Genomic DNA, 14429 nt, shown 5'->3' with positions numbered 1-14429 from the left:
CGCATCATGACGAACCGCGATCGTGCCGCCCTCTTCGACGAGGTCGTCTCCGCCCAGGCGCCCTGGTCGGGCCTCGTGCGCAAGGGCCAGACGCTGCGCATCACCGACACCGAGGGCTGCCAGGCCGTCGACACCCTGTTCTACCGCGCCGACGACATGGGCGAGCGCTATTCCTCCCAGGACACCCTGCGCGTCCAGGGCTCGGCCTACGTGACGACGGGCACGAAGCTCGTCTCCAACGAGGGACGGGTGCTGGCGACCGTCACGGCCGATACCTGCGGCCGGCACGACACCTCCGCGGGCGCCTGCTCCTGCGAGGCCAACACCGTCCGCTTCGGCCATGCCACGAAATACCTGCACGCCTGCCGCGAGAACTTCGCCCTGGAGGTCGCGAAATACGGGCTCTCCAAGCGCGACATCCCGCCGAACATCAACTTCTTCATGAATGTGCCGATCGATCAGGACGGAGGCCTCGCCATCGTCGACGGCGTCTCGGGGTCCGGCGACTACGTCGAGGTCACGGCCGAGATGGACGTGATCTGCGTCATCTCGAACTGCCCGCAAATCAACAATCCCTGCAACGGCTTCAACCCGACACCGATCCGCGTGACGCTCTGGGACAAGGCTTAGGGCCATGTTCCGAAAGATCCTGATCGCCAACCGGGGTGAGATCGCGCGCCGGATCGTGCGCACCTGCCGACGAATGGGTATCGCGTCCGTCGCCGTCTATTCCGACGCCGACCGCTTCACGCCCGGCGTGCTGGAAGCCGACGAGGCCGTCCGCCTCGGGCCGGCCCCGGCGACGGAAAGTTACCTCAACGTCGAGGCCGTCGTCGCCGCCTGCCGGGCGAGCGGCGCGGAGGCCGTCCATCCCGGCTACGGCTTCCTCTCCGAGAACGTCGCCTTCGCCGAACGCCTCACGGCGGAAGGGATTGCCTTCATCGGGCCCAGACCCGAGCACCTGCGCGCCTTCGGCCTCAAGCACACGGCCCGCGACCTCGCCAGGCAGAGCGGCGTGCCGCTCCTGCCCGGCACCGACCTGCTGCCCGATGCCGAGGCGGCGCTGAGGGCGGCCGAGTCGATCGGCTATCCGGTGATGCTCAAGAGCACGGCGGGCGGCGGCGGCATCGGCATGCGCCTGTGCCACTCCGCGGAGGAACTTGCCGCGCAGTTCGCGGCGGTGGAGCGCATGGCCCGCGCCAGCTTCGGCGATGCGAGGGTCTATCTCGAACGCTTCGTGGCGGAAGCGCGCCACGTCGAGGTGCAGATCTTCGGCGACGGCGGCGGCCGCGTCGTTGCGCTCGGCGAACGCGACTGCTCGCTGCAGCGACGCAACCAGAAGGTCATCGAGGAGACGCCGGCGTCGGGTCTCCCGGACGCGGTGCGCGCCCGGCTTCACGCGGCGGCCGTCGCGCTCGGCCAGAGCGTCGCCTACGCCTCGGCGGGCACCGTCGAGTTCATCTACGACCCGGTCCGCGAGGATTTCTCGTTCCTGGAGGTCAACACGCGCCTACAGGTCGAGCACCCCGTCACCGAGGCCGTCTTCGGCGTCGACCTCGTGGAATGGATGATCCGGCAGGCCGTGGGCGAGGACGTCATCGGGGCGGCCACCTCCCTCGTGCCCTGCGGCGCGGCGATCGAGGCGCGGCTCTATGCGGAGATCCCGCACGCGGATTTCCGTCCGAGCGCCGGGCGCCTCACCGAGGTGCGCTTCCCCGGGGGGGTCCGGGTCGACGGCTGGATCGCGACGGGCACGGAGGTCACGCACTTCTACGACCCGATGCTCGCCAAGATCATCGTGACGGGCGCCGACCGCCCGGCCGCCATCGCGGCCCTGCGCACGGCGCTCGATGAGACGGCGGTGTCAGGAATCGAGACCAATCTCGGCTATCTCCGCGCTATCGCGGAATCCGAGCTCCTGGCGAGCGGCCGCGTGGCCACGACGGCCCTGCGCGACTTTCCCTACCGCCCGCGCAGCGTCGAGGTGATGTTGCCCGGCGCACAATCGAGCCTGCAGGAGCTGCCCGGCCGCCTCGGCCTCTGGCACGTGGGCGTGCCGCCGAGCGGGCCGATGGACGCCCGCGCCTTCCGGGACGCCAACGCCCTCGTCGGCAATCCCGGCGACACCGCCGCGCTCGAACTCACCGTCTCCGGGCCGACCCTGCGCTTCCATGCCGAAGCGATCGTCGCGCTGGCCGGGGCCCGCATGAGCGCGCGCCTCGACGGCGTGCCCCAGCCGCACGGGTGCGCCTTCCCGGTCGGCGCCGGCCAGACGCTCGCCATCGGCGCGATCGAGGGGCCGGGCCAGCGCAGTTACCTCGCGGTGCGAGGCGGGTTCGACGCGCCGGTGGTGCTCGGCTCGCGCGCCACCTTCGCGCTCGGCGCCTTCGGCGGCCACGCCACCGGCGTGCTGAAGGCTGGCGACGTGCTCCATCTCGGCGCTGCGCCCGAGATCGCGCCCACGACACCCGAGCCGGCGCCCCTCACCCATGAGTGGGAGATCGGCGTCCTCTACGGCCCGCACGGTGCGCCGGACTTCTTCCAGGACGCGGACATCGCGGACTTGTTCTCGGAAGCCTACGAGGTGCATTTCAACTCGGCCCGCACGGGCGTGCGCCTGATCGGACCGACCCCGCGCTGGGCGCGCCAGGACGGCGGCGAGGCCGGGCTCCACCCCTCGAACCTCCACGACAACGCCTACGCCGTCGGCGCCCTCGATTTCACGGGCGACATGCCGATCCTGCTCGGGCCGGACGGTCCGAGCCTCGGCGGTTTCGTCTGCCCCGCCGTCATCGCGCGGGATGAGTTGTGGAAGATGGGCCAGCTGCGGCCGGGGGATCGGGTGCGGTTCGTTCCGGTGGCGCGGCCCGATGACGTCGATGGGACGAGCACGGGTCCCCTCTCCTATGGGGAGAGGGACAGGGTGAGGGGCGTGCCCTATCCGGAGAGTCCACGCCCCTCACCCCAACCCTCCCCCCCTGGGAGAGGGAGCCCCGCGGCTGGCTCCCCCATCCTCGCCCGCAAGGAATCCGGCCCGGTCTCGGTCGTCTACCGCCGCCAGGGCGACGACAACCTGCTGGTCGAGTACGGGCCGATGGCCCTCGATATCGGCCTGCGCCTGCGCGTCCATCTCCTCGCGCAGGCGGTGGCGGAGGCGCGGCTTCCGGGGCTCATCGATCTCACCCCGGGCATCCGCTCGCTGCAGATCCACTACGACGGAGCTGCGCTGCCACGGCCCCGCCTCCTCGGCATCCTGCAAGACATCGAGGCCGGGCTTGGACCCGTCGACGATGTCAGCGTCGAGAGCCGCATCGTCCACCTGCCGCTCTCCTGGAGCGATCCGCAGGCCGAACTCGCCATGCGCAAGTACCAGGAGCTGGTGCGCCCGAACGCGCCCTGGTGCCCCTCGAACATCGAGTTCATCCGCCGGATCAACGGCCTCGCGGACGAGGAGGCGGTGCGCCGCATCGTCTTCGATGCGAGCTACCTCGTGATGGGTCTCGGCGACGTCTATCTCGGCGCACCCGTGGCCACGCCCGTCGACCCGCGCCACCGCCTCGTGACGACGAAGTACAATCCCGCCCGGACCTGGACGCCGGAGAACGCCGTCGGCATCGGCGGCGCCTACATGTGCATCTACGGCATGGAGGGGCCTGGCGGGTACCAGCTCTTCGGCCGGACCATCCAGATCTGGAACACCTGGCGCACCACGCAGGCCTTCGTGCCCGGCCATCCCTGGCTGCTCCGGCCCTTCGACCGCATCTGCTTCCACCCCGTCTCGCACGACGAGCTGACGGAGGCGCGGGCCGCCTTCCCGCACGGCGCCTATCCCGTCCGGATCGAGCCCGGCCGCTTCTCCTATGCCGAGCACCGGGCCGAGCTCGCAGCCGCAGCCACCGAGATCGCCGCGGCGAAGCTGCGCCAGCAGAACGCCTTCGAGGCGGAGCGGCAGCGCTGGAAGGACGAGGGGCTGGACAGCTTCGTCGCGGACGAGGCGGGGCCGGCGACCGCCGAGGACGCGGTGCCCGCCGGCTGCGTCGGCGCCCCGACGAGCGTGCCGGGCAACGTCTGGAAAGTGGTCAAGGCCGTGGGCGACCTGGTCGAGGCCGGCGAGGCCGTGGCGATCCTCGAATCCATGAAGATGGAGGTCGCCGTGCCGGCGCCGATCGCGGGACGGATCCGCGAGATCCGCGCGCAACCCGGCCGGACTTTGCGTGGCGGCGATCTCGTCGCGGTGATCGAGGAGACCTGACCATGCTGCCGCTCATCCTCGATCTCGCGACGTTGTGCGACCTCTACGCCTCGCGACGCGTGACGCCGATCGATCTCGCGGAGGTCGTCGCCGACCGCATGGAGGCGGCGTCCGACCCGGCGATCTTCATCACGCCCATGCCTCGGGCGGCCCTGCGCGCGGCGGCCGAAGACCTGATGGCCCGCCACCCCGAGCCGAATTCGCTGCCGCTCTGGGGCGTGCCCTTCACGGTGAAGGACAATATCGACGTCGCCAGCGTGCCGACGACGGCCGCCTGCCCCGCCTTCGCCTACGAGGCGCAGGCCGATGCCCACGCCGTCGCCCGGCTCAAGGCGGCCGGCGCCATCGTGACGGGGAAGACCAACCTCGACCAATTCGCGACCGGTCTCAACGGCACCCGCTCGCCCTACGGCGCGCCGCGCAGTGTCTTCAATCCCGAGCACATTTCCGGAGGATCGAGCGCCGGCGCGGCGGTTTCCGTCGCGGCGGGGCTCGCGAGCTTCGCGCTCGGCACCGACACCGCGGGGTCCGGCCGGGTGCCCGCGGCCTTCAACAACCTCGTCGGAATCAAGCCGACACCGGGCCTCGTCGGCACGACGGGCCTCGTCCCGGCCTGCCGCAGCCTCGATTGCATCAGCATCTTCGCAGCGACTGTCGCCGACGGGGTCGCGGTGCGGCAGGTCATGGAGGGCTTCGATCCGGCGGATCCGTTCTCGCGGCGGGCGCAGCCTCGGGCACTGCCGGCAAGGGGCCTGCGCGTCGGCGTGCTGAACCCGGCCGATCGCGAGTTCTACGGCGACGGGGAAACCGAGGCGCTCTACGACGCGGCGATCGCACGCTTGCCCGCTCTCGGTGCCGAAGCGGTGCCGTTCGACTACGCGCCGTTCCGGGAGGTCGCCGCCCTGCTCTACCAGGGTCCCTGGGTGGCCGAGCGCCTGGCCACGATCGAAGAGTTCTTCGCCGAGCATGCGGGCGCCATGGACCCAAGCGTGCGCGCGATCATCGAGGCCGCCCGCGGCTACAGCGCGGCCGATGCCTTCCGCGGACGCTACGCCCTCGAGGCCCTGCGCCGGCGCACGCAGGCCGTCTTCGCGGAGGTGGACCTCCTGCTGCTCCCGACGGCGCCCACCATCTACAGCGTCGCGGCGATGAGTGCCGACCCGCTGCAGCTCAACGCCCGGCTCGGGCACTACACCAACTTCGCCAACCTGCTGGGTCTCGCGGCCATCGCGATCCCGGCGGGCTTCCGTCCCGACGGTCTGCCGGGCGGAGTGACCCTGGTCGGGCCGGGCTTCAGCGACGACGCGCTCGCGCCCCTCGCCGACGCCCTGCACCGGGCGGCGACTTGCGGCATGGGCGCCGACCGCGACACGGCGCTGCCGGAGGCGAGCCGGATCGCATCACCGGACACACATACGATCCCGATCGCGGTCGTCGGCGCCCATCTCTCCGGGCTGCCCCTCAACCATCAGCTCACGGATCTCAACGGCTCGCTCCTGGCGCGGACCCGCACGGCGCGGGATTACCGGCTCTACGCGCTCCCCGGCACGCAGCCGGCCAAGCCTGGCCTCGTGCGGGAACCGGGCTTCGAGGGGCCGGGCCTCGCCGTCGAGCTTTGGGGCCTTTCGCCTGCCGCGTTCGGCTCCTTCGTCGCCGCGATCCCGGCGCCGCTCGGCGTCGGCAAGGTGACGCTCGAGGACGGCAGCGCCGTCGCCGGCTTCCTCTGCGAGGCCCACGCCGTGGTCGGTGCCCGCGAGGTGACGGCTCATGGCGGATGGCGCGCCTTCCTGGAGGCCACGGCCTGAAGCGCGCGCTCAGCGCTGAACCGGCTTGCCGGGCGGTACCAGGGCGTCGAGGAGCGGGCGAGCCCAGGTCTCGGTGTTCGTATCGAAGATCGCGAAGTCGTGGTCGAACTGCCAATAGGCCCAGGGCCAGCCGAGGCGTTCCGCCGTCCGGGCGAGGTGGGCGGCGTAACGCGCGCGGGCCTGGGTCGGGGCGCGGTCGTAGCTGCCGAACTCGCCCAGATAGACCGGCCGGCCCTCCGCTCGCGCCCAAGACGCGATCGCCTCAAAATCCGCCGTCACCCGGGCCGCGTCGTCCCGACTGCCCCAGTCGATGCCGGCGATCCCTGCGAGGGCCGGCAGCCAGGGCGCGCCCTGATGCGTGAAGCGCATCGGCTGGTAGTAGTGGACGGCGACGATGATGTTGCGGTCCACCGCCGGCAGCGCGGGCACGCGCGCGGCGAGCGGCGCCTCGACGTTGAGAAGCGCAGCCACGATCGTACGGTTCGGATCGTGTCGGCGGATGATGCGCAGGCACTCGGATTGGAGCGCCGTCCAGCGCGCGAGTGTCATGGCGCCGCCCGGCTCGTTCAGGATCTCGTAGACGGCGCTCGGGAAGCGCCTGGCGTAGCGCTTGGCGATCTCGGTCCAGAACGCCTTGAGTCGGATCGCGCAGCCCTCGGGGTCGCGCTGGCAGGCTGCGAAGTCGTGCACGTCGAGGACCGGAGTCAGGCCGGCCGCGACCGTGTGCTCGAGGACCCCGTCGAGGCGGGCCAGGACGGCCGGATCCATCCGGTTCGCCTCGTCCATATGGCGGAAGGCGTGGAAGTTGATCCGGACATGCTGAAATCCGGCCTCGCGCAGCAGGCGGAAGTACTTGGTGCGAAACGGCGCGTCGGCATGGCCGTCCCAGATGCCGTCATAGCCCAGGATGTTCACGCCGCGTCCCATCCGCCGCGCGGTCGCCTCGGCCGGGGAGGTCCCGGCCGTGCCGGCGCCGTAGGTGGCGATCAGGAGGGCGAGAGCGAGGAACAGGCGGATCAATCAGGCGGCCCGGCGTCTATCGAGGGCCTGGGCGCTCACGAAGAAGAACGCCGCCATCATCACCGCCATGAGATTCGTGGAACGCAGGAAGAAGGTCTCGGTGACGTTGAAGAAGAAGATCAGGTTCATGTAGGCGACGATGAGGTTCAGGTGCGCCGGCGGCAGCGCGTCGCGGCCGATCCATCTCGCCATGCGAGCGCCGAACATGAAGATCCAGGCGAGGTAGAGGGCCATGCCGACGAGGCCCGTCTCGGTCAGGATCGCCAGGTAGCCGCTATGGTAGTTGTCGAGCGCCCATCCGTGCTCGCGCATGAAGGCGTGCAGGATCGTGTCGACGGACCAGAAGCCATTGAGGCCGTAGCCGAGGAGCGGGTTCGCATCGACGCGCTCCAGGGCGTGATGCCAGATGAAGGTCCGCTGCGTGAGGTCGATCGGCTCGCCGAAGGCCACGAAGTAGTGGCCGTCCGTCGCGTAGAGGTGGCCGAGCAGGGCGCAGGCGACGAGGGTCATGGCGACGGGGCCGAAGGCCATCAGGCGCCCGAGCCGGGGCGACCCCTGCACCACGTAGAGGAACAGGATCGCCGCGACCGCCGTCGCGCCCGCTCCGCGTGAGCCCGATCCGACGACGCAGGCCAGGGCGACGGAGACGGTGAGGAGGAAGGGCAGCCACCGACGCCGGGTCATCAGGCGGTAGCCCGCGAAGAAGATGACGAGGGCGCCGACCGCCCCGAGGGATTGCTTCGATTCGAACAGGCCCGACCACTGGCCCTCATGCATCCCGGTCTGGACGATGCCGATCTCGGGCAGCACCAGGACCGTGGCCACGGAAGCGGTGCAGAGGATCGTCAGACCGGCGAGGACGCAGCCGACGATCTCGTCGAGGGAAAGGCTGCGGGCGAGCCGGTAGGCGGCGAAGGTCGTGACGAGGAGGGCCCCGCTCTTGAGGAAGCTCGCGGCGAGGAGGTCCGACCAGAGCACCGACAGGATGGCGAAGGCGTAGAAGGCAAGGCCCAGCGCGAGGTCGGTCCAGGGGCCGAGGCGCAGGCGCGCGGGCACGCCGAAGCTCGCGGCCGCGATGAGAACCCACATCAGGATGGAGAAGACCTGCGTGAGCGCGCCCAGTTCCGGCGGAACGATCGCCGGGCTGTAATTGCCGACCCCGAGGAAGCAGCTCGCGACGAGGGCCAGCTTCAGGAGGGCGAGAGCCTGCCGCCCCCGCGTCCCGCTCCGGGCGGCATCGGCCGCATGGTCCGGTGGGGCGTAGGCCGCGCTGAGAGGGAGCGAGGTGGAGGACACGGACAGGGTCCTCGGTCAGCGGGTCTGGCGCAGCAGGATGTAGACGGCGTGCGGGTTCGTCGTCAGGTAGCGCAGGCCGAGCCGTCCGGGCTCGTTGAGCATCCGGTAGAGCCATTCGAGCCCGCAGCTCTGCATCCAGCGCGGCGCGCGCGGGCTGGCACCGGACAGGAAGTCGAAGAGCCCGCCCGAGGTCTTGATGACGCCGACGCCCGCGAGCTGCTCGCGCCAGCGCACGGCGAAACGCTGCTCGCGGGGCACCCCCATGCCGATCCAGAGGATGTCCGGCGCCGCGGCGGCGATGGAGCGGACAAGGGCCGCCTCGTCCTCCGGCGCCGTGTAGCCGTGGTGGCTGCCCGCGATGCGCAGGTTCGGATATTGCCGCCGCACGGCGCTCGTCGCCCGCGCGATGCCCTCGGGCGTGGCACCGAGAAGGTAGAAGCTGAGACCGTAGCGTTCGGCGAGGCCTGCCACGTCGTGAAACAGGTCGGTCGTCGCCACCCGCTCCGGGAGAGGCTGCCGCGAGAGCAGGCGCGCCGCGAAGACGAGGGACATCCCGTCGGCGTGGATGATGTCGGCGGTCTCGAACAGCCGGCGCAGCTCCGGGTTTCCGGCGCAGACGGAAAGAACCTGCCCGTTGGCCGAGGTGATGTAGGCCGGCGGCCGGCCCGTGCCGCGCCGGCCGAGGGCGAGCGCGGCCATCAACTCGGCCGCCTCGGCACGGTCGGTCGCCGCGATCGGCAGGCCGCCGATGCGGCAGATGTGGCGTTCGCGCGGGCCGGCCGGCTCGGTTGCAGCCTCGACCGGATCTGAACAGGTCTCCAGCGATGTACTCATACGCGTCCTGACAGCGGGTTGCGGAAGACCAGAGGGGCGGGGCGCGGTCAGGTCTGGCGCTCGTAGAGCGCGTACTGACCTGCATCGACCTTGTTGAAGACGGCGCCGACGACCTTGCCGGCGGCCGATCCGAGGGCGCCGAGCGCGGCCCTCGCCTCGGACCGCTCGGTCCGTGCCCATTCGACGACGAACACGATCCGGTCGGCGAGCTCGCCCGCGACGTAGCGGTCGGTGCCCTGCGCCAGGGAGGCGCCGTCCATGACGATGACGTCGAAGCGTTCGCGGAGCCGGCCCAGCATCGTCTGCATGGCCGCACCCTCCAGGAGTTCCGCCGCCTCGGCGGACCCTCTCGCGCGACCCAGCGGCAGGATGCTGCGCCGGTCGTCGGACGTGCGCTGGATCATCGCCTCGATGGGCTTGCCCTCGCGCAAGGCGTCGAGGAGCCCGGGGCGGTCGAAGCGGCCCTCGTCGTTGCCGCCGGCCTTGCGCAGGTCGAGGCTGAGCGACAGGACCGAGCCGCCGCGGCGGGCCAGAGTCTCGGCGAGCGCCTCGGCGACGGTCGTCTTTCCTTCCCCGATGCCGGTCGAGGTGACGAGGAGCGTCCGGCCGCCCGACTTGGCGAGGTGCTGCCGGACCTGGCCGCCGAGGGCCCGCGCCGCGTCGGCGAAGGCCTCGCGGTCATCGGCCGCCGGCGGGTTGAAGCGCCACCACAGGGAGGGCCGCCGTGGCGCGGACCCCCCCATCGGACTCGCGGAGGGAAGCACGCCGATCACCGAGAGGCCGAGGCCCTCCTCGACGCTGCGGACGGAGCGCAGGCGCCCGTCGAAGCTCTCGCGGGCCGCCGCCGCCGCCACGCCGCCGCCGAGGCCGACGAAGAGGGCCAGGAACAGCACCAGCACGGTCTTGGGCGAGCTCGGCTTCTGCGGCGGCGAGGCCGGCGAGAGCACCCGCGCGTCGGCGGTCTGAAGGGTCTGCTGCTCCTGGATCTCCTTGGAGCGCAGCAGGTACTGGTCGATGATGGCCTTGCTCGCCGCGGCCTCGCGCTCGAGTTCCGCGAGGCGAACACGGGCCTGGCTCGTGGCGACCGCCTGTTTCGTGAGGGTGCGAAGGCTCGCCTCCAGGGAGCGCTCGCGGCTCAGCGAGGTCTCGTTCTCGTTGCGCACCCCGGCCATCACCCGGCCGAGCTCCTTGTCGATCAGCGCGCCGACATCCTTGAGCTGCGAGCCGATATTGCCGACGGAGGGGTGGCGGGGACCGAGGGTGGTGTTCAGCTCGCCCTGCAGGGCCGAGAGCTGCGCGTATTGCGTCCGCAATCCGCCGATGACCTGGGATTGCAGCGCCTCCGGCAGGCCGGCTGCGCCGGCGCCGCTCTCGACGGCACGGCGCACCTGGGCGAAGCGCGCCGCCGTCTCCGCCGAGCGGGCGCGGGCGGTGGCAAGCTGCTGGTTGAGCTCGGAGATCTGTAGCTCGAGCAGGGTGCCGCCGCTGCCGGCGTCGACGATATTGTTCTCGTTCTTGAAGGCCGAGACGGCCCGCTCCGCGTCCTGGGCGCGCTTGCGCAGTTCGTCGAGCCGCCCGTCGAGCAGGCCGGACGCCCGGGTCGTGGCCTGAAGCTTCGTGGCGACCTGATCCGCGAGGTAGGCGGCGGCTAAGGCGTTGGTGACCCGCGCGGCGAGCGCCGCGTCGTTGGCCGTGTAGGAGACTTCGAGCACGTAGGTCAGGCCGCGCCGGCGGACCTTGAGACGCTCCTGGAAGCGGGAAACGACCCTGTCGAGCGCCTTCTCCTCGTCGGCCGTGCGCAGGCCGACCCAATCCTGCAGGGTCTCGATCACCGAGTTGCGGGCGAGCTCACCCTGCTCGGCGAGGCCGAGCTCCGCGATGACCCGCCGGGCGAGGACCGAGGATTCGAGGATCTCGACCTGGCTCTCGACGGCGAGCGCGTCGTTCCCGATCCCGGCGAGCACGGCCTCCGTCGGGGCGAGCTTGGACTGGCGCGGGTCGACGAGGAGGACCGAGGTCGCGGTGTAGGCCCGCTCCATCACCGCGAGGGCCAGCACGGCCGCCAGCAGGATCGCACCCGCGATCGTCCCGATCAGGCGCCCGTGGCGAAGGACGAAGGATCGCCAGCTGCGAAGATCGATCAGCCCGTCGGCCGGCTCGTTTCGAGTCACGCTCGACATCGGCGGAATGAGAGGAAGGCTCTCGCGGTGCATCAACATGAATTCGGCGCCTCGGAAGACCGTATTGACACAAGCATCTGCACAGAACGCTCGTCGAACCGGTGTTGCAAAAGACAGGCCGGACTCGTTAAACGTGTGCTTAAGTAATACTGTCTTGTCTTCGGAGGAAGCTCTACATCATCTCGTGCTGATCGAGAACGAGAAGCCAGTGTTATCCTTAAATACCGCTCGGTTGGATCTTTCTCGGACTGGCACGATCTTGCGTCAAAGCACGTTCATTTTGGGACGTACCGAAATGATACGTTTCGCGCCTTAACCTCCGGCAGATAAACTCGCGAGGGTCCGGCCCCTTTTTTGCTGAAACGCCGTTCATCCAGCGCGTCTCGTGCCACGCTCGGCCGGCGGTCTCATTCGGAGCACGCCCTGGATGGATGACGGAACGGGATCGCATCGATGCAGCGAAGGCAGATAGGCATGGGCCGATATGAGACTGCGCGGGGCGCGCCCACCGTTCTGTTCCACGTCGACACGCGGTGACGGTGTCTGAGATGCTCCTGCGCCTTCGGGGGCTATCCCAGCGGCCCGAAACCTCCGCGGTGGCGGTGGCGCTCGCGCTGAAGGGCCTGGGCTCGGTCCTGGCCTTCGCCATGCTCGCCATCGCGGCGCGCGCGATGGGTGCGGACGCGTTCGGCACCTTCACGATCTGGTTCAGCGCACTCCTTTTCCTCGCGGTGACGGCGGTCTTCGGCCAGGAGACGATCCTGATGCGGGACTGGGGCCGGAACGTCGCGGCCCGCGACTACGACAGGGCACGAACCGACCTGCGGCACGCGATGCGGGTCACCCTGGTGCTGCCGCTCGCCGCCGCTGGACTCGTGGTCGTGGCCGCCGCCGCGACGGGGCAGGACGGGACCTTCATCGCCTGCGCCGCAATCTTCGTGGTTCTCGCCTCCTACCTCATCGTGTCCTCCCATGCCGCGCGCACCCTCGTCGGCCTCGCGCAGGGCGACCTGCACGGGGAGATCACCTGGCGCCTCGTCGTCATCGCGGCGGCTGGAGCAGCGCTCCTGCAGCAGAAATCGCTGAGCGCCGCTGAACTGCTCGGCTGGGCGGCGGCCGGCATCGCCCTCAGCCTCGCCTTCCATGTCGTCTCACTCCGCCGCGCCCTGGCGGGCCTGCCAGGCCGGGCCGGCGCATTGCGCGACATCGCCGATTGGGCGTCCCGCTCCGCGCGGCTTTGGGCGGGCGGCGTGCTCGAGGGCGCGAACCAGTACATGGAGGTCTTTCTGATCGGCCTCACCCTGGGGCCGCGCGAGGCCGGCCTCTACTTCGCGGCCTCCCGACTCGCCAACGTCTTCGCCATCATCGGCACCGGGCTGCATAACTACTCGACCCGCGAGATCGCGCGCCTCCAAGGCGTCGACGATCGCGGCCAGCTGCGACGCAGCCTGCGCCTCGTCAGCGGCGTGACCGCGTTCCTGATCGCGGGCGGCTTCGGGCTCATGCTGATCGCCGGCAAGCCGCTGCTGAGCCTCTTCGGGCCCGCCTTCACGGATGGCTATCTCGCCCTGATGGTTCTTTCCGTCGGAGCGGCGGTCACCGCACTGGGGGGGCCGGCGCCCGCCGTCCTGCGCCTCACCGGCAACGAGGGCCTCTACACGCGGCTCCTGGCCGGCTTCGTGCTGGCCCGCGCTGTGGCGGTCGTGCTGCTCGCCTCCTCCTTCGGCCTGCTCGGTGCGGCGCTCGCCAGCGCGGCCTGCGCCTGCGCCTGCGCCATTGCCGTCAATCACGCCTGTCGGACGCGGGTCGCCGTCGACCCGGCCGTCACGATCTTCCTCACCGGCCAGGAAAGACCCGCCCGATGATGCAGAAAGACGCCAGCCCGGCGCGCCGTCCCGTGCCCGGCCGCAAGCTGCTGCTGATCCAGCCGCAGGCGGAGAACGCCGGGGCCCAGGAGATCGCCCGATTGCTCGAGGGCGCCCTGGCGACGCGCGGCTACGCCACGCGGCAATTGTTCTTCTACCGGAAGACCGGCGCCTTCGACGGACATCCGGAGGTCGTGATCTGCGCGCCGGCCCGGCCGAGGGGGCCGTTCGGCCTTGCCCGCCTGCTCTGGCGCCTCGTTTCCGAGATCCGGCGCGAGCGGCCGGACGTCGTGCTGTGCTTCCAGCACTACGGCAACGTCATCGGAGGCCCGGCAGCCCGTCTCGCGGGCGTGCGCGACGTCATCGCCAACCAGAACTCCACGACGGACCAGACCCCGCCGAAGGTCCGCGTCCTCGACAAGATCGCCGGCACGCTCGGCATCTATCGTCGGATCGTGGTGAACTCGCACGATTCCGCCCAGCACTTCGCGCATTACCCGGAGGCCTACCGGCGGCGCGTCGTCCATATCGACCACGGTTTCGCCGACAAGACGAGCGGGCTCTCCAAGGCGGAGGCCCGCGCCCGCTACGGCCTGCCAGCTGGGGCTAGGCTCCTCGGCTGCGTCTCCCGGGTGCATCCCCTTAAGAACATCGGCGCCGCCGTCGCCCTGCTCGGCGAGGACGCGCAATGGCACCTCGCCGTCGCAGGCCAGGGACCGGACCGCGCGCGCCTGGAGGCGCTGGCGCAGGAGAAGGGCTGGAGCGAGCGGCTGCACTTCGTCGGGGAGCTTGCCCCGATTGCTGTCGGCGACTTTCTCGCCGCCCTCGACGTCTTCGTCTTTCCATCCATCTCCGAAACCTTCGGCCTCGCCGCGATCGAGGCGGCGCAGGTCGGCTTGCCCGTGGTCGCCAACCGTTTGGCGGTTTTGGAGGAGGTGCTCGCCGTCGATGGCGCGCCCTGCGCGCTCTTCGTGGATGCCGATGATCCCGCCGCCTTCGCCGCCGCTGTCCGCCGGGTGCTGAACGAGCCGGGGATCGCGGAGGCGCTCACCGCCCGGTCCAGGGGCCTCGCCTCGCGCTTTCCGCTCGACGACATGGTCGACGCCTACGACGACCTCATCCGTGGGCTCGGGGCACCGGTGCCGGCGTCCCACCGCCTCGCGACGGCTTGAGAACC

9 protein-coding genes are annotated in these 14429 nt (G+C 70.7%); 5 read left to right on the top strand and 4 right to left on the bottom strand.

Features of this window, described 5'->3' with window-relative positions; all coding sequences use genetic code 11:
- Positions 1-6 precede the first annotated feature (6 nt).
- From MFF55_RS02305 to atzF, 3 genes are read left to right on the top strand one after another with little or no spacing between them, the layout of a single operon-like run.
- Positions 7-630, top strand: a complete 624-nt coding sequence (locus MFF55_RS02305) for an urea amidolyase associated protein UAAP2 (RefSeq protein WP_238242458.1) — start codon at positions 7-9, stop codon at positions 628-630.
- A 4-nt stretch (positions 631-634) separates the two neighbouring features.
- Positions 635-4252, top strand: coding sequence for an urea carboxylase (gene uca, locus MFF55_RS02300; protein ID WP_238242457.1), 3618 nt, complete (start codon positions 635-637; stop codon positions 4250-4252).
- A gap of 2 nt (positions 4253-4254) precedes the next feature.
- Entirely contained in the window at positions 4255-6057 is a 1803-nt protein-coding gene (gene atzF, locus MFF55_RS02295) for an allophanate hydrolase (RefSeq protein ID WP_238242456.1), read from the top strand.
- A 9-nt stretch (positions 6058-6066) separates the two neighbouring features.
- On the opposite strand, the gene MFF55_RS02290 is transcribed toward atzF, so the two are convergent.
- From MFF55_RS02290 to MFF55_RS02275, 4 genes are read right to left on the bottom strand one after another with little or no spacing between them, the layout of a single operon-like run.
- Positions 6067-7077, bottom strand: coding sequence for a glycoside hydrolase family 5 protein (locus MFF55_RS02290; protein WP_238242455.1), 1011 nt, complete (start codon positions 7075-7077; stop codon positions 6067-6069).
- Positions 7078-8373 (bottom strand): O-antigen ligase family protein, encoded by a 1296-nt coding sequence (locus tag MFF55_RS02285; RefSeq protein WP_238242454.1) that lies wholly within the window; start codon positions 8371-8373, stop codon positions 7078-7080.
- Between the two features lie 15 nt (positions 8374-8388).
- Positions 8389-9207 (bottom strand): WecB/TagA/CpsF family glycosyltransferase, encoded by an 819-nt coding sequence (locus tag MFF55_RS02280; protein ID WP_238242453.1) that lies wholly within the window; start codon positions 9205-9207, stop codon positions 8389-8391.
- Between the two features lie 47 nt (positions 9208-9254).
- The gene (locus MFF55_RS02275) at positions 9255-11378 is read right to left on the bottom strand and encodes a GumC family protein (RefSeq protein WP_238242452.1); all 2124 of its coding nucleotides are present in this window, start codon (positions 11376-11378) and stop codon (positions 9255-9257) included.
- Between the two features lie 548 nt (positions 11379-11926).
- Here MFF55_RS02275 and MFF55_RS02270 point away from each other — a divergent pair.
- Positions 11927-13252: a lipopolysaccharide biosynthesis protein gene (locus tag MFF55_RS02270; RefSeq protein WP_238242451.1), complete on the top strand. Its 1326-nt coding sequence runs from the start codon at positions 11927-11929 to the stop codon at positions 13250-13252.
- Positions 13249-14424, top strand: coding sequence for a glycosyltransferase (locus MFF55_RS02265; RefSeq protein ID WP_238242450.1), 1176 nt, complete (start codon positions 13249-13251; stop codon positions 14422-14424). Before MFF55_RS02270 ends, MFF55_RS02265 begins: the two co-directional genes overlap by 4 nt.
- Positions 14425-14429: the final 5 nt, after the last annotated feature.

The sequence above is a fragment of the Methylobacterium iners genome (assembly GCF_022179305.1).
Lineage (GTDB): Bacteria > Pseudomonadota > Alphaproteobacteria > Rhizobiales > Beijerinckiaceae > Methylobacterium > Methylobacterium iners.
The sequence above is the reverse complement of the archived record's forward strand: the minus strand, read 5'-3'. Positions and strand labels throughout refer to the sequence as shown.